The 23,811-nt window shown below is 64.2% G+C and carries 22 protein-coding genes; 14 read left to right on the top strand and 8 right to left on the bottom strand.

What is annotated here, in order from left to right:
• Positions 1–34 precede the first annotated feature (34 nt).
• From dmpH to GQ674_RS04855, 6 genes are read right to left on the bottom strand one after another with little or no spacing between them, the layout of a single operon-like run.
• Complete coding sequence (gene dmpH / locus GQ674_RS04880; protein ID WP_159496187.1) at positions 35–823, bottom strand: 2-oxo-3-hexenedioate decarboxylase; 789 nt, start codon at positions 821–823, stop codon at positions 35–37.
• Entirely contained in the window at positions 820–1,860 is a 1,041-nt protein-coding gene (dmpG, locus tag GQ674_RS04875; protein ID WP_159496186.1) for a 4-hydroxy-2-oxovalerate aldolase, read from the bottom strand. The genes dmpH and dmpG overlap by 4 nt, the downstream gene beginning before the upstream one ends.
• Before the next feature lie 10 nt (positions 1,861–1,870).
• Positions 1,871–2,809 (bottom strand): acetaldehyde dehydrogenase (acetylating), encoded by a 939-nt coding sequence (locus GQ674_RS04870; protein WP_159496185.1) that lies wholly within the window; start codon positions 2,807–2,809, stop codon positions 1,871–1,873.
• A gap of 40 nt (positions 2,810–2,849) precedes the next feature.
• On the bottom strand, positions 2,850–3,644 hold the full coding sequence (locus GQ674_RS04865; protein ID WP_159496184.1) for a fumarylacetoacetate hydrolase family protein: 795 nt from the start codon (positions 3,642–3,644) through the stop codon (positions 2,850–2,852).
• A complete protein-coding gene (locus tag GQ674_RS04860; RefSeq protein WP_159496183.1) occupies positions 3,641–3,844 on the bottom strand; it encodes a tautomerase family protein in 204 nt (67 codons plus the stop codon). The genes GQ674_RS04865 and GQ674_RS04860 overlap by 4 nt, the downstream gene beginning before the upstream one ends.
• A gap of 18 nt (positions 3,845–3,862) precedes the next feature.
• Positions 3,863–5,125, bottom strand: a complete 1,263-nt coding sequence (locus GQ674_RS04855) for an MFS transporter (protein WP_159496182.1) — start codon at positions 5,123–5,125, stop codon at positions 3,863–3,865.
• A 148-nt stretch (positions 5,126–5,273) separates the two neighbouring features.
• On the opposite strand from GQ674_RS04855, the gene GQ674_RS04850 reads away from it, so the two are divergent.
• The 4 genes from GQ674_RS04850 (at position 5,274) to GQ674_RS04830 (ending at position 9,394) form a co-directional block, all read left to right on the top strand.
• On the top strand, positions 5,274–5,945 hold the full coding sequence (locus tag GQ674_RS04850) for a hypothetical protein (protein ID WP_159496181.1): 672 nt from the start codon (positions 5,274–5,276) through the stop codon (positions 5,943–5,945).
• 64 nt (positions 5,946–6,009) lie between these two features.
• Entirely contained in the window at positions 6,010–6,867 is an 858-nt protein-coding gene (locus GQ674_RS04845) for an IclR family transcriptional regulator (protein WP_159496180.1), read from the top strand.
• A 1,766-nt stretch (positions 6,868–8,633) separates the two neighbouring features.
• Positions 8,634–9,113, top strand: a complete 480-nt coding sequence (locus tag GQ674_RS04835; RefSeq protein WP_236546190.1) for a glycoside hydrolase family 15 protein — start codon at positions 8,634–8,636, stop codon at positions 9,111–9,113.
• Entirely contained in the window at positions 9,098–9,394 is a 297-nt protein-coding gene (locus GQ674_RS04830; protein WP_159496178.1) for a hypothetical protein, read from the top strand. The genes GQ674_RS04835 and GQ674_RS04830 overlap by 16 nt, the downstream gene beginning before the upstream one ends.
• Positions 9,395–9,517: 123 nt before the next feature.
• Here GQ674_RS04830 and GQ674_RS04825 read toward each other — a convergent pair whose 3' ends face one another.
• Entirely contained in the window at positions 9,518–9,970 is a 453-nt protein-coding gene (locus tag GQ674_RS04825; RefSeq protein WP_159496177.1) for an ankyrin repeat domain-containing protein, read from the bottom strand.
• 603 nt (positions 9,971–10,573) lie between these two features.
• Entirely contained in the window at positions 10,574–11,584 is a 1,011-nt protein-coding gene (locus GQ674_RS04820; protein ID WP_159496176.1) for a glycoside hydrolase family 43 protein, read from the bottom strand.
• Positions 11,585–11,688: 104 nt separating this feature from the next.
• Between GQ674_RS04820 and GQ674_RS04815 the strand changes: the two genes are divergently transcribed.
• The 10 genes from GQ674_RS04815 (at position 11,689) to GQ674_RS04770 (ending at position 23,808) form a co-directional block, all read left to right on the top strand.
• Positions 11,689–12,618 carry a 2-dehydro-3-deoxygalactonokinase gene (locus GQ674_RS04815; protein WP_159496175.1) on the top strand — a complete coding sequence of 310 codons (930 nt, stop codon included), beginning with the start codon at positions 11,689–11,691 and terminating at the stop codon, positions 12,616–12,618.
• 135 nt (positions 12,619–12,753) lie between these two features.
• Positions 12,754–13,857, top strand: coding sequence for an aldose epimerase family protein (locus GQ674_RS04810; protein ID WP_236546189.1), 1,104 nt, complete (start codon positions 12,754–12,756; stop codon positions 13,855–13,857).
• A 110-nt stretch (positions 13,858–13,967) separates the two neighbouring features.
• Positions 13,968–15,116 carry a cellulase family glycosylhydrolase gene (locus GQ674_RS04805; protein ID WP_159496173.1) on the top strand — a complete coding sequence of 383 codons (1,149 nt, stop codon included), beginning with the start codon at positions 13,968–13,970 and terminating at the stop codon, positions 15,114–15,116.
• Between the two features lie 73 nt (positions 15,117–15,189).
• Complete coding sequence (locus GQ674_RS04800) at positions 15,190–17,934, top strand: TonB-dependent receptor (RefSeq protein ID WP_159496172.1); 2,745 nt, start codon at positions 15,190–15,192, stop codon at positions 17,932–17,934.
• A 102-nt stretch (positions 17,935–18,036) separates the two neighbouring features.
• Positions 18,037–18,753: a FadR/GntR family transcriptional regulator gene (locus GQ674_RS04795; protein ID WP_159496171.1), complete on the top strand. Its 717-nt coding sequence runs from the start codon at positions 18,037–18,039 to the stop codon at positions 18,751–18,753.
• Between the two features lie 10 nt (positions 18,754–18,763).
• A complete protein-coding gene (locus GQ674_RS04790; RefSeq protein WP_159496170.1) occupies positions 18,764–19,399 on the top strand; it encodes a 2-dehydro-3-deoxy-6-phosphogalactonate aldolase in 636 nt (211 codons plus the stop codon).
• Positions 19,396–20,544, top strand: coding sequence for a galactonate dehydratase (gene dgoD / locus GQ674_RS04785; RefSeq protein WP_159496169.1), 1,149 nt, complete (start codon positions 19,396–19,398; stop codon positions 20,542–20,544). The genes GQ674_RS04790 and dgoD overlap by 4 nt, the downstream gene beginning before the upstream one ends.
• Positions 20,545–20,558: 14 nt before the next feature.
• On the top strand, positions 20,559–21,314 hold the full coding sequence (locus tag GQ674_RS04780) for an SDR family oxidoreductase (protein ID WP_159496168.1): 756 nt from the start codon (positions 20,559–20,561) through the stop codon (positions 21,312–21,314).
• On the top strand, positions 21,311–22,252 hold the full coding sequence (locus GQ674_RS04775; RefSeq protein ID WP_236546188.1) for an SMP-30/gluconolactonase/LRE family protein: 942 nt from the start codon (positions 21,311–21,313) through the stop codon (positions 22,250–22,252). Before GQ674_RS04780 ends, GQ674_RS04775 begins: the two co-directional genes overlap by 4 nt.
• On the top strand, positions 22,249–23,808 hold the full coding sequence (locus GQ674_RS04770; RefSeq protein ID WP_159496167.1) for a sodium/sugar symporter: 1,560 nt from the start codon (positions 22,249–22,251) through the stop codon (positions 23,806–23,808). The genes GQ674_RS04775 and GQ674_RS04770 overlap by 4 nt, the downstream gene beginning before the upstream one ends.
• Positions 23,809–23,811: the final 3 nt, after the last annotated feature.

The raw sequence follows: 23,811 nt of genomic DNA, 5'->3' as shown, positions 1-23,811 counted from the left end.
GGCCGCGTGGCGTTGACGAACGGGGTGGAGCGTTCTAGATGAAGCGCATGGCGACGGTACCGATGCCGTCGCCGCGGACCAGGACGTTGTCGCCGGCCTGCACGGCAATTGCCGCGGTGATGGCACCGGACAGCACGACCGCGCCCGCTTCCAGTGGTTGGCCATGCTCGGACAACATGTTGACCAGCATGGCCACTGCAGCGGCAGGGTCGCCGAGCACGGCCGCACCGGCCCCCACCTCGGCGACCTGGCCGTTCTTCTCCATCACCACCCCCAGCGTCTGCAGATCGAGCGTGGCCGGGTCCGTCGGGCGCGACCCCAGGACGTAGCGCGACGCCGAGGTGTTGTCGGCGATGACGCTGGGCAGGTCGAACCGGAAGTTCTCGTAGCGCGAGTCGATCAGCTCGATGGCCGGCACCACGTAGTCGGTGGCAGCGAGCACGTCACTGGCGGTGCAGCCTGGGCCACGCAGTGCATCGCGCGTCACGAAAGCGATCTCGGCCTCTACCTTGGGATGGATCAGCACGCGGGTGTCCACCGCCGCGCCATCATCGACGGCGTTATCGCTCCCGAGGAAGCCGTAAATGGGCGTATCCACCCCCATCTGCTGCATCTTCGCGTGGGAGGTCAGGCCCATCTTCATGCCCACGATGCGCACCCCTTCGGCCTGCTTCAGCGCACATAGGCGTTGCTGGATCCGATAGGCGTCAGCCACATCCAGCACGGGATAGGTGTCGGTCAGTTTGACCACCTCACGCACGTCGCGTTCGGCGTCGCGCAGCAGGCGGGCGCAACGATCAAGGATTTCGTTCTCAAGGCTCATGCGGGTTCCTTCACTGCAGCCGCATCACGACGGCGCAGCATGTCCAGGGCGACGTCGACAATCATGTCTTCCTGGCCGCCGACCATGCGGCGCTTGCCCAGTTCAACCAGGATGTCGACGGTATTGATTCCAAAGCGCTGCGAAGCGGCCTCGGCGTGGCGCAGGAAGCTGGAATAGACGCCGGCATAGCCGAGCGCCAGCGTTTCACGGTCCACTCGTACCGGGCGGTCCTGCAGCGGTCGTACGATGTCGTCGGCCGCGTCCATCAGGGCGTAAAGGTCGCAACCATGCGCCCAGCCCAGGCGTTCGGCCGCTGCAATGAACACTTCAAGCGGCGCGTTGCCGGCACCGGCGCCCATGCCGGCCAGGCTCGCATCGATGCGGATCGCACCGGATTCTGCCGCGACGATGGAGTTGGCCACGCCCAGCGACAGGTTGTGGTGGGCATGGATGCCGATCTCGGTGTCCGGCTTCAAGGCCTGGCGCAGGGCCTGCACCCGGTCACGCATGTCATTCATGCCCAGCGCGCCACCGGAATCGACCACGTACACACAGGACGCGCCGTAGCTTTCCATCAGCAGCGCCTGCTCGGCAAGCGCGGCGGGCGCGATCATATGGCTCATCATGAGGAAGCCGACCGCATCCATCCCCAGGGCATTGGCTGCTTCAAGGTGCTGGCGCGAGATGTCCGCCTCGGTGCAGTGGGTGGCCACACGCACGATCCGTGCGCCCGCGGAATAGGCGTTCTTCAGGTCGTGCACGGTGCCGATGCCGGGCAGCAGCAGCGTGGCGATGCGCGCATGGCTGACCGACTCGGCCGCTGCTTCGATCCATTCCAGGTCGCTGTGCGCGCCGAAGCCGTAGTTGAACGAGGCGCCTTGCAGGCCGTCACCGTGGGCCACTTCGATGGAGTCCACGCGCGCTTTGTCCAGTGCGCCTGCGATGGCGCGCACCTGCGGGAGGCTGTACTGGTGGCGCACCGCATGCGAACCATCGCGCAGGGTGACGTCGGAAATGTAGAGTTTGCGTTGGGTCATGGGAGTCTCCTCAGGCGCCTGCCGGCTGGGCCAGCACCGATTCGGCCATGCGCTCGGCAGTGGCCAGCGCGGCCGAGGTCATGATGTCGAGGTTGCCGGCGTACGCTGGCAGGTAGTGGGCAGCGCCCTCCACTTCCAGGAAGATGGAGGTCTTCAACCCCGTGGTGGGGCCGATGCCGGGGACGTTGAGCGGTTCGTCGATGACGTCGAACTGGACCTGCTGCTTGAGTCGATATCCGGGCACGTACGCAGCCACCCTCGCCACCATCTCGCTCACCGCCGCTTCGACCTTCGCCGTATCGACGGCCTCGGACAACACATACACGGTGTCGCGCATCAGCAGCGGCGGATCGGCCGGGTTCAGCACGATGATCGCCTTTCCGGCGCGGGCGCCACCGACGCTCTCGATCGCGCGCGAGGTGGTTTCGGTGAACTCGTCGATGTTGGCGCGGGTTCCCGGGCCTGCCGAACGGCTGGCAATGGACGCCACGATCTCGGCGTAGTGCACCTTGGCTACCGAGGCGACGGCGGCCACCATCGGGATGGTGGCCTGCCCACCGCAGGTGACCATGTTGACGTTCAACGCGGCCAGGTTGGCCTCCAGGTTGACCGTCGGCACGCAGTACGGCCCGATGGCCGCAGGGGTCAGGTCGATGACCCGGATCGACGGCCGCGCCTGGCGCAGCAACGCATCGTTGCGGACATGCGCCGACGCAGACGTGGCATCAAAAACGATGTCGATATCGGCAAACACCTCCGATGCGATCAGCCCTTCCACGCCGGTGGCGATGGTCGGGACGCCGAGCCGGGCCGCACGGGCCAGGCCGTCGGAGGCGGGGTCGATGCCCACCAGCGCGCCCATTTCCAGGTGCCGGCCGTTGCGCATTACTTTGATCATCAGATCGGTGCCGATGTTGCCGGGACCGATGATGGCGACTTTCAGGGTCATACCGCACTCCTGTGGGGATGCTTGGGGGAATGAAGCGGGATCAGGCAAAGTGCACGTCGGCGCTGCCCAGGGCGCCCATGCGTACGCGCATGTGGTCGCCGCGCTGCACCGGGATGAGGGGCACCAGGGCACCGGAAAGGATCACCTCGCCCGCCTTCAGCGAGGTGCCCAGGCGGCCGAGCGTATTGGCCAGCCACACCACGCAGTTGATCGGCGACCCCAGGGCAGCCGCGCCGGCGCCAGTGGCGACGAGCTCACCGTTTTTTTCCACCACCATGCCCAGCGTGCCCAGGTCCAGGCCCTTGGGTGACACGCGCCGGTCACCCAGGACGAAGGCGGCAGCGGAAGCGTTGTCGGCCACGGTGTCGGTGATGCCGATCTTCCAGTCGCGAATGCGCGAATCGACGATCTCAAAACACACCGAAACCGCTTCAGTGGCCGCGATCACTTCGTGGTGGGTAATGCCAGGCCCGCACAGATCACGCTTGAGGTGGAAGGCGATCTCGCCTTCCGCCCGGGGTGCGATCAGGCCATCAAGCGACAGCGTGGCGTCGTTGCGCACTTCCATGCGATCGGTGAGGAAGCCGAAATCCGGCTGGTCCACCTTGAGCATGCGCTGCACTGCCGCGCTGGTGGCACCGATCTTCTTGCCCACCACGCGCTCACCGTCGGCCACGCGCCGCGCGAGCAGGTCGCTGGAGATCGCGTAGGCGTCCTCGATACGCAGCCCGGCAATGCGCTCGCTGAGCGGGTCCAGGGGCGCGCCTTCGCGCAGGGCACGGTACAGCTGCGCGGCCTGTTCGGCGATCTCGGCCGGGGTCAGGGCGGCGCTCATGCGGATGCCCCGGCCGGCGGATCGCTCTTGAGTACATCGCCCACCGCGAAGCGCTGCGGTGGCACTTCATTGACCATTACACGGATGGTCTGCATCGGCGCGTCCAGCTGCTCGTGTGCAGCACGGGCGACCGCACGGATGAAGGCCTGTACCTTCTGTTCGTCGCGCCCCTGCACCAGGGTTACTTGGATGATTGGCATGTCAGTCTCCAGGGTGAATCAAGTCAGTTCCGCGCCCTTGGTTTCAGGCAGGAACAGCAGCACGATCAGGCCGGCCAGCGCGAAGAAGCCCGCAGTGGCGAGCAAGCCGCTGCCCACGCCATGCTGGTTGGCCAGGTAGCCGATCAGCGCCGGTGCGATCGCGGCGATCGCACGGCCGCCGTTGTAGACGAAGCCCTGCGCGGTGGCGCGGATGGCGGTCGGGAACATTTCCGCGAACGTGGGGGCGAAGCCGCTGTAGAAGCCGGTCCCGAAATAGGCCACCACGATGCCGAATGCCATCAACAGCCCCGGCGTGTGGATCATCACGAACAGCGGCACCGACAGCGCCGAGCCGGCGAAGAAGATCAGGAAGGCCTTCTTGCGCCCCAGCCGATCGGCGATGTAACCGAAGGTGACGTAGCCCAGCGCCGCACCCACCTGCATGATCACGATCCACACCGTGGACTTGACCAGGTCCAGTCCCGGACCGCCCTCGGCGACCGGCGTGGCCAGGTAGGTCGGGATCCAGGTGAACAGCCCCCAGTAGCCGCACATAGCTGCCGTGGTGAACGCCAGGCCGATGAGCGTGTTGCGCCGATGGGCGCTGAACAGCGCGGCCAATGTCTCAGTGAAGCTCAACCGCCTGGTCTGGTTGACCCAGATCTCCGGCTCCTTGACATGACGGCGCACGTAGAAGGCCAGCAGTGCCGGCAGCAGGCCGACCGCGAACACCCAGCGCCAGCCGTACATCGGCACCACCACAGCCGCGACAATGGCCGCCGCCGCGTAGCCTGCCGCGAACGCGCTCTGGATCCACGCCATCACCTTGCCGCGGTGCTGGGCCGGCCAGGTCTCGCTGACCAGCGCCGAACCGGCCGACCATTCCCCGCCGACACCCAGGCCGACGATGACCCGGAACAGCATGAGCTGGCCAAGCGTGTCCGAGAGCCCGCACAACGCAGTGCCGATCGAGTAAAAGATGATGCTGAGGATCATCGACTTGGCGCGCCCCATGCGGTCGGCCAGGAACCCGAACAGCAACCCGCCGGCGGCGGTCGCCAGCAGAGTGGCGGACATCACCATCCCCGCGTCGGACTTGTCGAACCCCAGGTCGGCACTGACGTGCTTGATGACCATGGCAAACAGCATCAGATCCATGATGTCCAGCGCCCAGCCGAGATAGGCCGACCGGAAGGTGCCCCACTGCTGCTGGGTGGCGCCTTGCCACCAGCGTTTGTTGCTGGCGTCGCCTGATGGCGACGTGGACGTACTACTGGCCATTTGTTCCCCCTCCGGAATTTTTGGCGGTTGTGATGTATCGGCAATCGATACCGATGGGCGACTATAGACCACAATTTTGAGAAACGGAACATATACGATACGAAGGTATCGCTGTACGATACGCCCACACTTCCGAAGGATTACGCCCATGTCCGATCTCATCCTGCGCCTCCACGAAGACCGCCTGCCTGCGGGCTGCCCGCCGATCCACCTCCCGGCACTGCCGCGTGCGGTGTATGTGCGCTCGGGTGGGTTGGCCGTCGACGGGCACGATCAAGGACAGTGGCTCGGCGAAGGCCACGCCTCCGTAGCTCAGGAGGAGACCACCCTCATCAATGGCGCCGAAGAGACGGTCTTGTGGCGCTGGGAACTGAGCGATGCCGTGGCATCCGGCCCGGGCGCCCTGCCCTCTGCGCCCGCGGCCGCCAGCACGTTGAAGCTGGAAGCGCCGGTACAGTTGGACCCGCGCTTCAGCTGGCTGATGCGGTGCGACCGGGTCGATTTCCCGCCGGCCGGGGTAGCGCTCACCCACGTGCATCAAGGGCCGGGAATTCGCATCTGCCTCAGCGGCGAGATCCATATCGAAACGCTCGGCCAAGCGCATGCCTATCCTGCCGGGGAAGCCTGGTTCGAACTGGGGCACGCCCCGGTGCTGGCGCCAACCACAGAGCGCGAACCGACCACCTTCATCCGCTGCTTCCTGCTTCCCCGTCAGGTGAAAGGCCGCAGTTCCATCCGCTACGTGCATGCCGCGGACGCCGCGGCCAGGAAGGTTCAGCAGTACCGGGTTTTCGCAGAGCGATACATCGACCTGCCGTGAGCCGGTTGACCGTGAGGTAATCTAACGCCTGCCGCACGTCCCTCGAGTTCGCCAGAAGGTTCCCATGCCCCGCCAGACGCCCAGTGCCATCAAGGAAATCAACGCCAGCGACGGCGCGGACGTCATCGATTCGGGGGCGGCCGACACGGGCGCGGAACTCGGGCTTCCCACCGCCATCGTCTCGCTGAAAGTCATCGAGGCGCTGGCTGCCGCCCCTGCCGGGCTGGGCGTCACCCGTCTCGCCGAGATGCTCGGCATGCCCAAGGCCCGCATCCACCGCCACCTCAGCATGCTGCGCGAGCACGGCTATGTCGGCCAGGACCCGCGCACGAACCAGTATCGGGTCGGCTGGCAGATGTTCCTGCTGGGGCGTGCCTGCACCAGCCGTTTCGACGTGATGTCGCTGGCCAAACCGGTGCTGGAGCGCCTGCGCGACCAGGTCGGGCAGACCGTGGTCATCGCCACCTACTCGGACAATGAGGTGGTGGTGATCGACTTCCTGCGCGGCACCGCGCCGGTGGAGATCAGCCTTCGGCCCGGGACGCGGTTCCATCTGAACACCGTCGCCCAGGGAAAGGTGGTGCTGGCCTTCGCACCGGAGAGCGTTCGACAGCAGTTCCTGGATCAGCCGCTGCAGTCCTGCACGCCTCGAACCATCACCGATCCTGATCGACTGCGCGCCGAGATCGAGCTGGTGCGTCGCCGCGGCTGGGCCGACGCACCGGAAGAGCTCTACATCGGCGTCAACGCGCTGGCCGCGCCACTCCTGCAGGCCAACGGTGAACTGTTCGGCACGGTGGCGATCATCGGTTCGATCCACTACCTGCCCGGAACGCCGGAGCCGGCGCATGTGCAGGCGTTGCTGGAGACCTCACGAAAGATCTCCGAACTCATGGGACTTCGCGGCCCGGCTGACTACTGACCCACGGAGTACTCCGTGCATAGCTTGCCGATCCGGCGCCGCCTCTCCGGCTTGGAGCCGTATCTGAGGGGCAAGGGAATCCCGACAGCGGCTAGCGACCCGGTGGCGCTGAGCGCGAGGACTTTAACCGCCTAGCAGCCTGTGCCGGGGGCATATCACGATACGGAACGAGGGCGGCCCCCCGGGCCAGCATTCTCACCAACAATGCGCCTCCCGAACGCAAGCGGAATCCTCTCAGCTGCGGGAGGGACCTTATCGGCTCAGGCGTCATGTCAACAGCCGCGCAGACCAGTAGCCTTTGAATCCAGCGTAGCGGCGCCGGAAGTATGGGTGCAGTGGACATGATTGAAATGAATTCGGCCAGGATGTCCGAACCTTCAAGCCCTGGCACTGTCCTTGTGTAAAGTGCCTCCCACTCCACCCACGATCTGGGTGCGCCAGTTGCGCCATAAAGTTTCGCAGCGGGCTCGGCCTCGACGAAGGCCGCGGCCTTCTCAGTCGGCGACAAGGCCCGAACATAGAGGTGGTACGCCTCGGTGAACCCGAATGTCGCGGTCGCCTGCACCCAGTCGAGCAACCGGGGGTCATTGGCGCGGTAGGAAACACCGCCCGGCGTGGTGCCCCGCACCCTGCCGTGAACGCGAACAACATGAGCGATCATCTCCTTTGCCACCGTGCGCGGCCCATACACAGTCACCATCGCAGCGAACCCGGTCCGGTGCAGCCGCAAAGCGGGGTCGCGCCGAAAGCCACTGTGATCCCAGACACCCGACCGAACAGACGGCTCGGCCAACTCGAGAATCACGGCCGCCACACCACCGATGTAAAGCGAAATAGGATTGGCGAATATGCGCCAAGAAACCCCGTCTGCGGGCGCAAGCGCCCGCTCACCCTCCGGTCGGCTGAAATCGAAGTTCAGTCCCGCAGGCGGGCGCATAAATCGCCTAACATTTCCCATCATCATCAATCCTCCTCAATGATTGTCAGGACCTCTTAGATCCCATATCAGAGTCGCAACTCGCGCCGCCGGATAAGAAGTGTTTACCAAGGTCTTTCCCACTTCCCTCAGGGCTACGCTCGCAAACAGACGTGATGCAAGCATGTCAGTATGGTCCGACGAGAAGCGTGAGGGCGCCCACATGGCACGAGTGGGGCGGCCGCGCACAGTCATTCGGCCGGCCTGCACATTCAGCTTCGCGCGCGGACAGGCGGCATCACAGTCGCATCGGTGGGGAAGCACCTTGGCGTTGCTGCCGGCTTTGCGCCGAGCAAGGTGAATAGCGCCCAAGTTCCGGGTGACTGGGAGATCGCTGCGCTGCTGGCCTCTCAGGACGATTTTTTCCGACGCACCCTGGTCGAGCGACACCGGAATCTACCAATCAGACTGCGATTGGCAAACGTGGACCGAGGATTCTCAGTTCATCAACAGCCACACCCGAAGTCATCCGCTCGGCGCTGGCGCTGAGGTTTTTGTACCTGTTCCCCACCGGCGCCATCAACAGCGGTGAGCGCCTCGCTGCTCAAACGAATCAGTGGCGACAAGAGCCGGGACCGCCGTTTTCCTTGGGTGCGCCATCTCATCTACATCATCAGGGCCTTTCTGCGCCTGGGCTCACTGCCGGATGCAAACGCCGGCCCATATGGCTTATAACCAACGCCGGTCGCCACCATCGTAGCTGGCGCCGTGTCACACCCTACCGGGCAAGCGGTCGAAAAAAGAACGGTACACCGGAGTGCCGGGCTACCGGAGCAGCAAACCGGTCCCCATGGGCAACGCCGCCGTAGATCATTTGAGAACCTGCGCCTACGGTGACGTCCTGGAAATGGGCAGCCGGATGATCGATGCGGGCCACATCCTCGACCCCAACACTGCCCGGCTCTTGCTCGAACTGGCTGACGAATGCGCCGACAACTGGATGCGCAAGGACAGCGGCTTCTGGGAACTGGGCGACGCGCAGCACTACACGATGTCCAAGGTGGAATGCTGGATGGCGCCCCGCCGAGCCTGCGAACTCGCCGAAGCTGGCCACATCACCACTGCCCGTCTGCCGCGCTGGCAGCGCGAGAAGGAACGCATCCTGGACTGGATCGACGAGCACTGCTGGGATGAGGCAAAGCAGAGCTACGTGATGCATGCCGGCAGCGGCCGGCTGGACGCGAGCCTGATGCTGGCTTCGCGCTTCGGCTGGGCGAGGTGCGCCTGGAGCGTTTCACCGCTACTCGGGAGGCCATGCGGCGCGAACTGACGGATGAAAGCGGCGATCTGCTTTGGCGCTACAGCGGCATGCAGGACTGCGAAGGGACGTTCATCAGCTGCGCGTTCTGGATGGTGGAAGCTTACGGCCTGCTGGGCGAGACGGAAGAAGCCAATCGCTTGTTCGGCGCCCTGCTGGCCCGCGTCCAGAATGACCTGGGCCTTATGCCGGAGATGTGGAATCCCCAAGCCAACGGGGGACTGGGCAACACGCCGCAGGGCCTCAGCCACTTGGCCTTGGTGCATGCTGCTAATGCGGTGGATGGCGAGTAGCGCCGCGCACCCACTTAGGCCGATGTTCCCCGGGGCGTTGAAAGGGCCGGCGCGAGAGTTGGCTCTATCCCAGGTTGCTACCGCTTCGGGTATGCACTGCCCCTGTTCGCACTCACCTAGCACCTATGCAGCCGTTGGTGGCTGGCCTCGCCCCGCCTCCTCTAGGTAAATTGCGAAGGGCCAGTCTCCCAGTTGCTGTGCCAACGAGAGGGCATCCCCTTCCTCCACATCCGCGCCATATCGAATGAGGACGGACGCAACAGATATCTTCGCGTCAATCTTCATCTCTTCTGCCATCACCAGCCAAACCAGAGGCGGCTCATCGCCTTCGTCTTCCGTGAAAGGATAGCTGTTAGGCCCTACACCTCGGCTTAGCAACGCTTCGACCAGCTCGATGTCGCCCTGAACACAGGCGTGATGCAACTGCGGGTAGGCCAAAGCCCTGCCGCGGTCAATGATGGCCTTCGGGAGCTGCTCGACCGCTTGGCACATTTGTCTAAAAGCTTCTCGAAACTCAGGGAGGGTCACATAGAGTTTGCCCCGCCCGTCAGCTATCGCCTTCGGCAGCAGTTCCATGGGTATCTCCTTTTCAATCCGGGCTGGCGTGCTCGGGCCCGCGCCCAACCATCCTATACCCACCGGCTTCCCAGTCACAAAAGTAGAGGCCAAGTCATCGTCGCTGCCATCTTGGCTGGCCAATGAACCAACATGAGGATTCACTAGGCACCGCGAAGCGCACGGACCACGCCTGGACGCGCTCAGTCCACCAATCCTTTGATGATCTCCAACCCGAACCGTCCGATCGCCGCAGCTGCCAGCTCTTCGTGGCACCTCTGATCCGCGAGCGGTCTGATATGCAGCTAGGCGCAACGCCGGCGAGGCGGTCCGGACCGGTGACCCGCCGCGGAATTCGAAAATTGCATCCTCATCCATCCTGCCACTGCCGGGCGTGGTGCCCAATTTATCCACCCTCGACTCGCATCCAGTGACGTATCGATGTGCCGTGCGAATATTCTCCTGGGCTCAATCTAGTATTGAGCGACTGAGTCCCGAGAACGCCTCGGCGGCAGCGCGCGCAATGCCCCCAGCCGAGCGCTAAAGCGTTTGGCTACCATAAACCGAGTATTGAGCCCTATGCCTAGGGCGCTCTTGTCAGTTCGAACATCCGCCCCACCGAAGCTATTTGAGCACTTTGGCGCTCTTCCCTACAGGCAGGTCTAGTGCAGGCCTGCCCTCCTCATCCCAATGCACTGGCTGCACGCGCGGCGAACGTTCGGATGTACAGCCCATTTCAGGGCCCGGATTGGCGTGATACACGATCCATGGCGTTCCGTCACTCATCTGAAAAAACCCGTTATGCCCCGGCGCATATACATTGCCGGCCGGGTTCTTCGCCAAGATAGGGCGCTTTTCCTTGGACCACGCCTTTGCATCCAAGGGGTCTGCGCCTGCTTTGGCGTGCAGCAGGCCAATGGCGTAATCATCGGACCAGCAGGCGCTGCCTGAGTAGGTCAAGAACAGGTCACCGTTCGGGCCCTGCAGGAATTCGGGACCTTCCAGGATCTGCCGGCCACCCTTCCGCTCCCAGGTCTGGTCGGGGCGCGCGATGATGGTTTCCGCTCCAGTCAGTGTCCAAGGGTTGGCCATGGCCACGACGGCCAGCACGCTGTCCGGGCCAACATAGGGGGAGTAAACGAAATAGCGCTTTCCCCCGGTGCTAAAGGTCGTGCCATCGATTCCAGGATGGGAGGTGGCCAGGCGGCCGCGGTCGCGCCATTCGCCGGTGGTGGGGTCCGCGCTGATGTTCTCCAGCACGAACACGCCGCGGTGTGCGTCTTCCTGCCCTTCGGCAATGCCGCTGGCGGCGGCCGTGTAATAGATGTACCACTTGCCCTCGATGCGGTGCAGTTCCGGGGCCCAGATCGAGGTGGCATTGGGTCCGGTCGCTGGTGGCCGCCACACCGTGATTTCCTGTGCAGTATCAAGCTTGGCAAGATCGGTGGTGGCGCGGATCGCCAGCCGGTCGCCGTGTGTGCCCATGTAGTAGAAGATCTGGCCCTCGCGGGTGATCCAAGGGTCCGGCCCGGACAGCAGAAGCGGATTGTCCGTTGCCGGCGTTATGGCGGATACGCCGCCCGATGCCTGCAGGAGCGCCGTGACTACCAGCGCACGAAGCGTGCCATTGAACATCTTCCCCTCCCGTGGAATGCCGCGCTGACAGGCTTGCCAGCGCCGCACAACCAAATCATATAATCGGACAATAGGCAACACTCCGTCCGCCTTGAGGATTCGCCATGCAGCAGCGTCACACGGACAGCATCATTGGCATCAACTGGGGCAGCTCCAATCTGCGGGCCTACCTGATCGGGGCCGATGGACGACGGCTGGACGCATACGAGATGCCCGCCGGGGTGGCAATGCTGCAGCGCGAAGGCATGGCCGCCGCCGCCGATGCGATCCGGACACGGTGGCCCGACGCGGGCCATGCCTATGCCGCCGGCATGATCGGTTCCAACGTTGGGTGGATCGATGCCGGCTATGTGGATTGTCCTGCGGGCGTTGAGGCGGTCGCGCTGAGCTTGGTATCCGCCCGCATCGGTAAGCTGGACGTGAGCATCGTGCCCGGCATGGCATGCGTGCGCCCCGTCGACGGGGCGCACGATGTCCTGCGTGGTGAGGAAACAGAGTTGCTGGGCTTGCTCAGTGGTGGAAACATCGACCTTGATGCCATTGTCGCCCTGCCCGGTACGCACACGAAGTGGATACAGCTCATCGATGGGCGTGTGGACAGTTTCATGACCTCAATGTCGGGTGAGCTGTTCGACCGTTTGGCCAGCGCCGGCCTGCTCGCATCCGTGCTTGAGGGGCCCGGCACACCCGGGCCGGCCTTTGCCGAAGGTGTGCGCGCGGCGGCAACCGGCCCCCTCGGGTTGGGTGCCCTGCTCTTTGGCGTTCGCGCGAGGATGATCCGGGGTGCGCTGCCTCGCGATCAAACTAGTTCGTACCTGCGCGGCCTGCTGGTCGGCGCGGAGATCGCCGACGCGTTGGCGCTGTTTCCTTCCCTGAGAGATGCGTCGGTGCCCTTGGTCGGTTCCGGTCCGGTCAACCGGCTCTACCAGGCGGCATTGGCCGAACTGGGCATCGAAGCGCAGCCAACAGCGTCGCCGGACGCCGTGGTGCGCGGCTTTTCGGCCATCCATGCCATGACTGCCGCAGCGCAGTGACGGTCCGCATTGCAGGCTTGTTGCGTCGCAACGTGCGTATTGTCTGATTATATGTTTTTGTACGCTCCACGACATCGAGAGGGGTCTTGAGCAATGCGTGCTGGCAAGGGGAAAAAAGCGGGATTGATCGGCGTATTGGCACTTTCCGCAGTGGGTGTCGCCGAGGGCCAGGAGCGGACGGTGGTGGGCAAGTTGCCGGATGGAACACAAGTGGAAACCATCCTGCTGCGCGATGGCGGCGGCATGCAGGCGCGGGTGCTGACCCTGGGCGCGGCACTGCATTCGCTGGAAGTCCCGGACCGCGATGGTGCGTTCGCCGACGTGCTCCTGGGCGACAAAGACCTGCAAGCCACGCTGGACAAACCACAGTACTTCGGCACCATCGTCGGCCGGTTCGCCAACCGGATTGCCAAGGGCCGCTTCACTCTCGATGGAAAGACCTACCAAGTGCCCGTCAACAACGGTCCCAACAGCCTGCACGGTGGAACCCGGGGGTTCGACAAGGTGGTCTGGCAGGTCGTGGACGTCACCCCGGACCACGCTACCTTGCGGCATGTCAGCCCGGATGGCGACATGGGCTTTCCCGGCACACTCACGGTCACTGCGACCTATGCCTTGAAGGGCAATGGCCGGCTGGAGATCGACTACAGCGCCACCACCGAGGCGCCCACCATCGTTAATCTCAGCAACCACTCGTACTGGAATCTTTCCGGTGAGGGATCGGGCTCGGCGATGGAGCACGAGCTGACCATTCCGGCCAGCGCCTATACGCCGGTGGATGCGACGTTGATTCCCACTGGGGTGCTGCAGCCGGTGGCAGGGACCGCGTTCGATTTCCGCACGCCCAAGGCGATCGGTCGCGACCTGCGCCGGGGCGACGAACCGCAACTGCTGCACGGCCAGGGCTACGATCACAATTGGGTCATCAGCAAGGCACCGGTGCGTGAACTGCGGGAAGTTGCCCGTGTCCACGACCCGCGCTCCGGTCGCGTGATGACGCTGCTCTCCACTCAGCCAGGGCTGCAGTTCTATTCGGGCAACTTCCTGGATGGCAGCACGGTGGGCAAGAGTGGCCGCGTGTATCGCCAAGGCGATGCGATCGCGCTGGAACCGCAGTTGTTCCCCGATACCCCGAATCAGCCGGCCTTCGGCTCGGCACGACTGGCGCCGGGTGAGACCTATCTGAACCGGATCGTCTACGACTTCACTACGGACCGCGCTGCCAACCAACGCCGCTGATCCCGCGCCCTGCGCACCTGCCGGTCTCTGTGCCGGCACCACCACCACGTAGCGCCCGCCTCCCGGTTTCCGCCAGGACGGGCAGCTCATGATCCAAGGAGATGCATCTGATGCGAAAGTGGCCTTCCCTCTTGCTGGCGACGTTGCTCGCCGTTGCGCCCATGGCGCATGCGACCGAAGCCGCACGCTGGACGCCGGCGCAGGCTGAAAGCTGGTATGCGAAGCAGGAATGGCTGGTGGGGGCGAACTACACCACCTCCAACGCCATCAACCAGCTGGAAATGTTCCAGGCCGACACTTTCGACCCGGAAGCCATCGACCGCGAGCTTCGTTGGGCGCACGAGCAGTTCGGCATGAACACCATGCGCGTGTACCTCCACGATCTGCTCTGGCAGCAGGACCCGCAGGGCTTCATCAAGCGCGTGGATACGTTCCTGAGCATCGCTGAAAAGCATGGCATCCGCCCGATGCTGGTGCTGTTCGACAGCTGCTGGGACCCGGACCCGAAGCTGGGCCCGCAGCACCGCCCCATTCCCGGCGTGCACAACTCCGGCTGGGTGCAGAGCCCGAGCCGCCACATGCTGGTGGACCCAGCCAACGACAAGCACTTCCGCGAGTACGTGGAAGGCGTGGTCGGCGCATTCGCCAAAGACAAGCGCGTGCTGGCCTGGGACCTGTGGAACGAGCCGGACAACCCCGGTGGCGGCAACTACATGGACAAGCAGTTGAAGGGCGAGCAGGAGCGCATCGCCGGGCTGTTGCCCCAGATCTTCGATTGGGCGCGTGCCCAAAAGCCGGTGCAGCCGCTCACCAGCGGCGTGTGGATCGGTGATGACTGGTCACCGGGCGCCGCCTCCCTCACCTCGATCCAGCGCACGCAGTTGGAGCGCTCGGACGTGATCACCTTCCACAACTACGAGCAGCCTGAAGCATTTGTGTCCCGCATCGAGCAACTGCGCAAGTATGGCCGCCCGCTCATCTGCACCGAGTGGCTTGCCCGCGGCGCCGGCTCCAATGTGGACACGATCCTGCCGATCGCCCGCCGCGAGAACATCGGGATGATCAACTGGGGCTTCGTTGACGGCGCGATCCAGACCCGCTTCCCTTGGGACAGCTGGCAGCGCCCGTACACGATGGAGGCACCCACCGTGTGGTTCCACGACCTGCTCAACGCCGATGGCACGCCGTATCGCGCTCGAGAGGCGGAGCTGTTCCGCACCCTGGCAAAAACGCCGCGCAAGTCCGTTCCTGCCTTCTGACACCTGACGGCCCGCCATCGACCGATGGCGGGCCACCCGCCGCGCTCGCTTTCCGGAATCCGGAGATACCGCCATGACTCGCCATTCCTCCCGCACCCTGCTCTCCCTGGCCATCCTGTCCGCCCTTGCCCTGCCCGCCCTAGTGCAGGCGCAGACTGCGGGTGCGGTAAATGTGGCCACGCCTGACCCGGCTGCGCAGCCCACCGCCGTTGACCTGGATACCGTCACGGTTACCGCGCTGCGCCAGAGCCTGCAGACCGCCCAGACGATCAAACAGGAGGCGGCGATGGTGGTCGACTCGATCGTCGCCGAGGACATCGGCAAGCTGCCCGACAACAGTGTGGCCGATGCGCTACAACGCGTAACTGGGGTGCAGATCGCCCAAGGCAGCCAAGGCGAAACCACCGGCGTTGTGATCCGCGGACTTCCCAACGTGATCAGCACGTTAAACGGCCGCGAGATTTTCAGCAGTTCCGGTCGTGGGTACGCGTTCCAGAACTTGCCGGCCACCGCCATCAAGAGTCTGAACGTCTACAAGAGCAGCGAGGCCAGTTTGCCGCTCGGCGGCATCGCCGGCCTGGTGGATATCCAGCTGCGCCGCCCACTCGACTTCGATGGCGCTGAAATTGCTGGCACTGTCACCGGCACCCACAGTAAGTACGCCGGCGATATCGATCCCTCGGCCAGCCTGCTGTTGAGTAACCGCTGGGATACCGATGCCGGTGAGATCGGTGCGATGGTCAACTTCGGCTATATCGGCAAGCGTTACGCATACGACGCGGTCTGGGGCGACTTCCCTAAGGTGCTGGAGAACCCCGGCGGCTCGCCGATGCGGACCGATGACGGCAACCTGATCGCGGCGCCCAACGGCTGGGGCACCAATTACAACCATGGCGACCGCAAGCGCAGCGCATTCAACTATGCCCTGCAGTGGAAGCCGAGCGAGAACACCGAGGTCTACGTCGAAGGTCTTTACGACTACGTGCGCGACGACTATGACCAGGCGTTCCTCTTCAGTTTCCCGGTCGGCGTGGTGCCGCCCACCGGGCTGCAGGTGGGCAGCAACTGCTATCCCAACCAGCTGGCGGGCCCGCTCTCGGGTCAGACCATCTGCGATGCCACCAGTGGTTCCTGGACCGGTGATACCTACGCGGCCAGCAGTACCCAGGCTCACAAGCAGCGCGGCCAGGACATTCAGAACGCGCTCGGCTTCAAGTGGAATGGCGACCAGCTGCACCTCTCCACCGAGGTCGCGCGCACGTCCGGCTATTACCGCGATGAGAACTTCATCATCGATACGTTCTTGAGCGGTCCGATCACAACGGTGTGGGATGGCACGGCCGGCAATCATCAGAATTGGTACCTGGCGGGCGACCCGGCCATGGATCCGTCACGGTTCTATCTGAATGGTCTCTTCCAGACTTGGGGCGAATCCCGCGGTGAAGAGAACAGCTGGCGAGGAGATGGGAAGTTCGATTTCCTCGACGGCCCGATCGCATCCCTGCAATTCGGCCTCCGCTACGCAGACCGCAACGCCAGCGCCAAGGGCAGCGTGGAAATCAGCACGCCGCCGCCGGGCGGCGCAGGCACCGGCAACATCACCGCGAACCCGAACCCTGCCAACCAGGTGGTGGGGCTGTTCCCGGCGAACAGCTCCTTCTGCAGCAAGCGTGGCAACTCGGCACTGAGCCAGTCCTTCCTCACGCCCTGCTACGACTACCTGATCAACAACGCGGATGAACTGCGCGCTTATTACGGCCTGCCGGATGGCCTGGCTGCCGAAAACCCCGGTCGCTTCTTCGACATCCAAGAACGCAAGTCGGCTGGCTACGTGCAAGCCAAGTACGATTTCGATGTATTCGGCCTGCGTGTCGATGGCTTGGTGGGCGTGCGCGCAGAGAAAATCAAGCGCGACCTCAATGCCTTCTCGTTCGATGCCAGCACCGGCGTCTACAGCGCTATCAAGCGGAATACGCAGGACACCAATACGCTGCCCAATGCCAGCTTGAATTTGCACTTCAATGATGCTTGGCAGTTGCGCGTGCTGGCCGCAAAGACGCTGAGTTACCCTGATTTCGGTGCGCTGAACCCGTCGATCTCGCTGAACCCGGGCACTGTCAATCGTGCGGGTGTGGCCAGCAGCGGCAACCCGGACCTGAGCCCGATCAAGTCGACCAACTACGACATGTCGCTGGAGTGGTACTTCTCGCCGGTGGGTTATGCCAGTGCGGGCGTGTTCTATCGCGATATCGATGGCTACATCCAGAACTACATCACCAATGTGGCCATCGCCGGCGAGGACTATGAGCTCTCCTCGCCCCAGAGCGCCGGCAGCGGCCATCTGCAGGGCGTGGAACTGGCGTATCAGCAGACCTTCGACTTCCTGCCCGGCGCATGGAGCGGCTTGGGTGCGCAGCTGAACTACACCTACATCGAGGGCGACACCAAATCGCCGGAGTTCATCGGTGGCCCGGTGATTTCCCGCCCGCTTCAGAACGTATCCAAGAACAACTACAACGCCGTGCTGTTCTACGAGAACTTCGGTCTGTCGGCTCGCTTGGCCTACGGCTATCGCAGCCGCTACATCGACTTCTTCACCCAGCCGACCGTTGCTGGAACCGAAGACCAAGTCGAGCCGGCCAGCTCGCTGGACTTCTCGATCAGCTACGACGTGACCCCTCGCGCCACCGTGGTGTTCTCGGCGACCAATCTGCTGGGCAACAATCTGCACCAGTTCTGGGGCAGTGGCGATACGCGGCCGCGCGACATCCGCTACCAGGATAAGACTGTGGCCATGGGCTTCCGGTTCAAACTGTGATGGCGGCCGCCCCCATGTCAAAGCAAGCCACCCTGCCGAACCCCTTTTGTCGGATAATAGGAGTGACCGCGCTCAGCGGAGCACCAAGCCAAAGGGGTGTCTGTGAAACGGATCGAGCTACGCAACCTTCACGATCAGGTTACCCAGGAGATCGGGCAGCGCATCATCAGTGGCACGATCAAGCCGGGCGAGTATCTGCCCAAGGAAGAGCTCTTGGCACAGACGCTGTCGGTGAGCCGCTCCGCGCTTCGCGAGGGACTGAAGGTGCTCGGCTCCAAGGGGCTTATCGAAACGAAGCAGAAAACCGGTTCGCGGGTGCGCGAGCCCCGATTCTGGAAGCAGCTGGACAGCGACATCCTGGCGTGGCGCTGCGCGCTGATGCCAACCCAGGACTTCGTGGACAAACTGGTGGAAATGCGCGAAGTGATCGAACCTGCGGCGGCCGCCTCGGCAGCGCAGCGGCGGTCGCCCGCGCAACTGGCCAAGATCAAGGCGGCCTACCAGGCGATGGCCGACGCGCCGGACCAGGACGCGTGGGCCAAGGCGGATCTCTCCTTCCACGAGAGTGTGCTGGAGGCCACCAACAACGAGCTGCTGAGCTCGCTGTTCTCGGTGATCGACGCCGCGCTGGGCACGTTCTTCCTGCTCTCGGCGCAGACTGCCAAGGACTTCAAGTACTCGCTGCCGCGCCACTTCGAAGTGTACGACGCGATCCGGCTAAAGCAGCCGGAGGCGGCGCGCGCGGCCATGTTGGACATGATTGCCGATTCTCGCGCCAACCTGAAGGGAATTCGCGCCCCACGCAAACCACCACGCTGAAGGATTTCCCATGAGCACCGCCTGGATGCAACCCCTCCCATTGGTTGCCATCCTGCGCGGGCTCACCCCGCAGGAGGCGCCCGCCGTCGGTGCCGCACTTGCCGATGCCGGGTTTCATATCCTGGAAGTGCCGCTGAACTCTCCACAGCCACTGGAGAGCATCGAATTGCTGGCCAGGCAGCTCGGTGACCGCTGCCTGGTCGGGGCGGGCACCGTGCTCACCACCGCCCAAGTGGATGACGTGGCCAATGCAGGCGGCCGCATCATCGTGATGCCGCATGCCGACGTTGAGGTCATCGCTGCCGCGCACGCCAAGGGCATGCGCTGCACCCCCGGCGTGGCCACGCCCACCGAGGCGTTCGCCGCATTGCGTGCCGGTGCTGATGCATTGAAGCTGTTCCCTGCCGAGCAGTTGCCGCCGCCTGTGCTGAAAGCCTGGTCCAGCGTACTGCCCGCCGGCACCGCGCTGCTGCCCGTGGGCGGCATCACCCCCGAACGCATGGCGGCCTACCGCCAAGGGGGCGCGGCCGGGTTCGGCATCGGCTCGGCCCTGTACGCCCCCAAGACCCCGCCAGCAGAAGTGGCGCGCCGCGCGCGCGCGTTCATCGACGCTTGGAGCAGCACCAACACGGACCCCCATGTATGAAGATCACTGCCATCACCACCTACCTGGTGCCCCCGCGCTGGCTGTTTGTCCGGATCGAAACCGATGCCGGCATCATCGGCTGGGGCGAGCCAATCGTAGAGGGCCGCGCGCATACCGTGGCCGCTGCGGTGGAAGAGCTTTCCGATTACCTGATCGGCAAGGATCCCCGGCACATCGAAGACCACTGGAACGTGCTCTATCGCGGCGGATTCTACCGTGGCGGCCCGATCCTGATGAGCGCGCTGGCCGGCATCGACCAAGCGCTGTGGGACATCCATGGCAAGGCGCTAGGCGTTCCCGTGCACGCTCTGCTGGGCGGCCCCGTGCGCGACCGCATCCGCGTGTATTCGTGGATCGGCGGTGACCGCCCGGCCGATACCGCACGTGCGGCCAGCGAAGCGGTGGCACGCGGTTTCACTGCGGTGAAGATGAATGGCACCGAAGAAATGCAGATCGTCGACACCCATGACAAGGTCACGCGGGTGCTGGAAAACGTACAGGCCGTGCGCGATGCGGTCGGCCCCGATATCGGCCTGGCCGTGGACTTCCACGGCCGCGTGCACAAGCCGATGGCGAAGGTGCTCATGCGTGAGCTGTCGCCGTTTGGTCTGATGTTCATCGAAGAACCGGTGTTGTCCGAACACTTGGAGGCGATTCCGGAACTGGCGGCCCTCTCCCCCGCCCCGATCGCACTGGGGGAGCGCCTGTACTCCAGGTACGATTTCAAGCGGGTGCTGCAGGCGGGCGGCGTGGACATCCTGCAGCCTGACCCCTCGCATTCGGGCGGCATTACCGAAACCCGCAAGATCGCAGCTATGGCAGAAGCGTATGACGTTGCCATCGCCCTGCACTGTCCCCTCGGCCCGATTGCTCTGGCCGCCAATCTTCAGCTGGATGCGGTCTGCTACAACGCCTTTATCCAGGAGCAGAGCCTGGGCATCCACTACAACGCCAGCAACGACCTGCTCGATTACCTGGTTGACCGCTCGCCCTTCGATTACAACGAGGGGTTCGTCAAGATTCCCAATGGCCCCGGCCTGGGCATCGAGATCAACCAGGTTTACGTCGACGAGCGAGCCGCTGAAGGCCACCGCTGGCGCAACCCGATCTGGCGCCATGCCGATGGCAGCGTGGCCGAGTGGTGAGCGCGGTGAAGACCATGACCCATTACCCCAGTTTAAAGGGCCGCGCGGTATTGATCACCGGCGGCGCTACCGGCATTGGTGCCGCTTTCGTGGAGCATTTCGCCCTGCAGGGCGCAAAGGTGGCGTTCCTGGACATCGATGAAAGCGGCGCCCAAGCACTGCTCGATGAGCTGCGTGACGTTGAGCCGGTACCGCATTACCTGCGCTGCGACATCACGGATATCGAGGCCTTCCGAGCCACGATCGCCGAGGCCCGTGGCTTGGTGGGGCCGTTTTCAGTGCTCATCAACAACGCGGCCAACGACGCACGCCATGCCTTGGCCGACACCGGCGTGGCCGATTTCGAGCGCAGCGTGGCGGTCAATCTGCGCCACCAGTACTTCGCGATCCAGGCCGTGGCGCCGGACATGCGGTCGCTGGGCGGTGGCTCGATCATCTGTCTGGGGTCGACCGGCTGGATGATCAAGAACAGTGGTTACCCGCTGTACGCCATGGCCAAATCCGCGGTACACGGGCTGGTGAACGGGCTGGCCCGCGAGCTGGGCCAGGACCGTATCCGCATCAACGCGCTGGTCCCCGGCTGGGTGATCACCGAGAAACAGCAGCGGCTGTGGCTGGATGCGGAGGGTGAAGCGCAGCTGCGGCGCTCGCAATGCCTGCCGGGCTACCTGCGTGCGGACGATCTTGCCCGTGCCGCACTGTTCCTGGCCGCCGACGACAGCCGCATGTGCACCGGCCAGGACTTCATCGTGGACGGAGGCTGGGTGTGACCGCCGCGATGAGCGTGGCGGTTCCCTCGGGAAACACCCTGGGCGAAGGCGTGCTGTGGTGCGACCGCGAGCAGGCGGTGTACTGGACCGACATCCAGCAGTCGAAGTTGTGGCGCTACCGTCCACAGGACGGGGCAATCACCCGCTGGCCGATGCCGGAGCGTCTGGCCGCGATGGCGCTGTGCGAAGCGGACGGTTGGCTGCTGCTCGCCCTTGCCTCCCGGCTGGCGTTCTTCCACCCCGAACGCAACGAATTCCGCGACCTGCAGGACCTGCGTGGGTTGGCACCCACCGATACGCGTGCCAATGATGGCGCTTGCGACCGTCAAGGCAGATTCGTGTTCGGCATGCTGCATGAGCCCGCCGAAGGCCCAAAGCAGGCGATAGCGCCGTTCCTCCGCCTCAATGCGGACCTTACTTTGGAAACCCTGCCGCTGCCGCCGGCCGCCATTTCCAACAGTATTACCTTCAGCCCCTCAGGCGACACGATGTACTTCTGTGATTCGCTACAGAAGCAGATCCTGCGATGTAATTACGGCAAGACGCTCGGGCCGGCGCAGCTGTTCGTTGACCTGCAGGCCGAACCCGGCGAGCCCGACGGCAGCACCGTCGATGCCGAAGGCGGCCTCTGGAACGCCCGGTGGGGCGATGCACGCGTGGTGCGTTACCTGCCCAACGGTACCGAGGACCGCTCGATTGCCACGCCGGTCAGCCAACCGACTCGCCCGACCTTCGGCGGGCCTGGACACCGCACGCTGTTCATCACCAGTGCGCACGAGGGGCTGGATGCCGCCGCGCGTGCAGTCGACCCCCTTGCCGGGCACCTGCTCTCCATCGAAAACGCCGGTATCGCCGGCCTTCCCGAAGCCCGGTTCGCCGGCGACCCCACCAGCTTGCCGCCCCGCGCACCGCGTGGGACTTCCGCGGAGATTCCATGAGCCTTTCCACCCTTGATATCAGCATCGTGCTGGCCTACCTGGCGGGCATTTTCATCCTTGCACAGTGGGTATCGCGCGAGAAAGCCGGCCAGCAGAAGTCTGCGCAGGACTACTTCCTGGCCAGCCGCAGCCTGCCGTGGTGGGCCATCGGCGCCTCGCTGATCGCAGCCAACATCTCGGCCGAACAAATCATCGGCATGTCCGGTTCGGGCTATGCGATCGGCCTGGCCATCGCGTCGTATGAGTGGATGGCCGCGATCACCCTACTGATCGTCGGCAAATGGTTCCTGCCGATTTTCCTGCGCAATGGCATAACCACCATGCCGCAGTTCCTGCAAGAGCGTTACGGCAACCGCATCCGCACCCTCATGGCGGTGTTCTGGCTAGGCCTGTATGTGTTCGTCAACCTCACCTCGATCCTGTGGTTGGGTTCGATTGCCATTGCCGGTGTTGCTGGCCTCAACCAGGATGTTGCACTGGTGCTGCTCGGCGCGTTCGCGCTGGCTTACCAGCTGTACGGCGGCCTGAAGGCGGTGGCGCTGACCGATATCGTGCAGGTGTGCCTGCTGGTGCTGGGGGGCCTACTGGTAACCGTGATCACACTAAGCAAAATCGGTGATGGCAGCGTCAGCGACGGTTTCATGCAGCTCTGGCAGCAGCACCCGGAGCGGTTCGAGATGATCCTGAGCAAGGACAACCCGTTCTACAAGGACCTGCCGGGCCTGTCGGTGTTGCTGGGCGGCATGTGGATCGCCAATCTCAGCTATTGGGGCTTCAACCAGTACATCATCCAGCGGGCACTGGCGGCCAAGAACCTGCGCGAGGCCCAGAAAGGGGTGGTGTTCGCCGCCTTCCTCAAGCTGCTGATCCCGGCCATCGTGGTTCTGCCCGGCATTGCCGCGGTGATGCTGGCGCCGGATCTGGAGCGACCCGACGCCGCCTACCCCACCATGCTGGCCCTGTTGCCCAGTGGCATCCTCGGGCTGGTCTTCGCGGCGCTGGTGGCGGCAATCGTCGCGTCGCTGGCCTCGAAGATCAATTCGGTGGCGACCATTTTCACCCTGGATTTCTACGCCAAGCGCGCGCCGGACGCCTCGCAGGCGAAGCTGGTGCGGGTGGGCCGCATTGCCGCCTCCATCGCCATCATCGTCGCGGTGATGACCGCACGCCCATTGCTGGGCGGGTTCGACCAGGGCTTCCAATACATCCAGGAGTTCACCGGCTTCTTCACGCCCGGCATCGTGGTGATCTTCCTGCTGGGTCTGTTCTGGAAGCGCGCCAATGAGGCCGGCGCGCTGGCAGCCGCCGTGGGTTCGTTCTTGCTATCGCTGGTGTTCAAGCTGCTGTGGCCGTCGCTGCCATTCCTGGACCGCATGGGCGTGGTGTTCTTGGCGACCCTGCTGCTTGGGGTCGGTGTTGCGCTGGCTACCCGCGCCAGTGGCGACCGCGACCGCATCCGTACCGATGACGTGGGCTATGCCACCTCCCCGTCATTCAACGTCGCCTCGCTTGCGGTACTGGCGATCCTGGTGGCCCTGTACGCAACTTACTGGTGATGG

The sequence above is a fragment of the Stenotrophomonas sp. 364 genome (assembly GCF_009832905.1).
Lineage (GTDB): Bacteria > Pseudomonadota > Gammaproteobacteria > Xanthomonadales > Xanthomonadaceae > Stenotrophomonas > Stenotrophomonas maltophilia_AP.
Note: the sequence above shows the minus strand (reverse complement) of the source record. Positions and strands in the feature narration are given on the sequence as shown.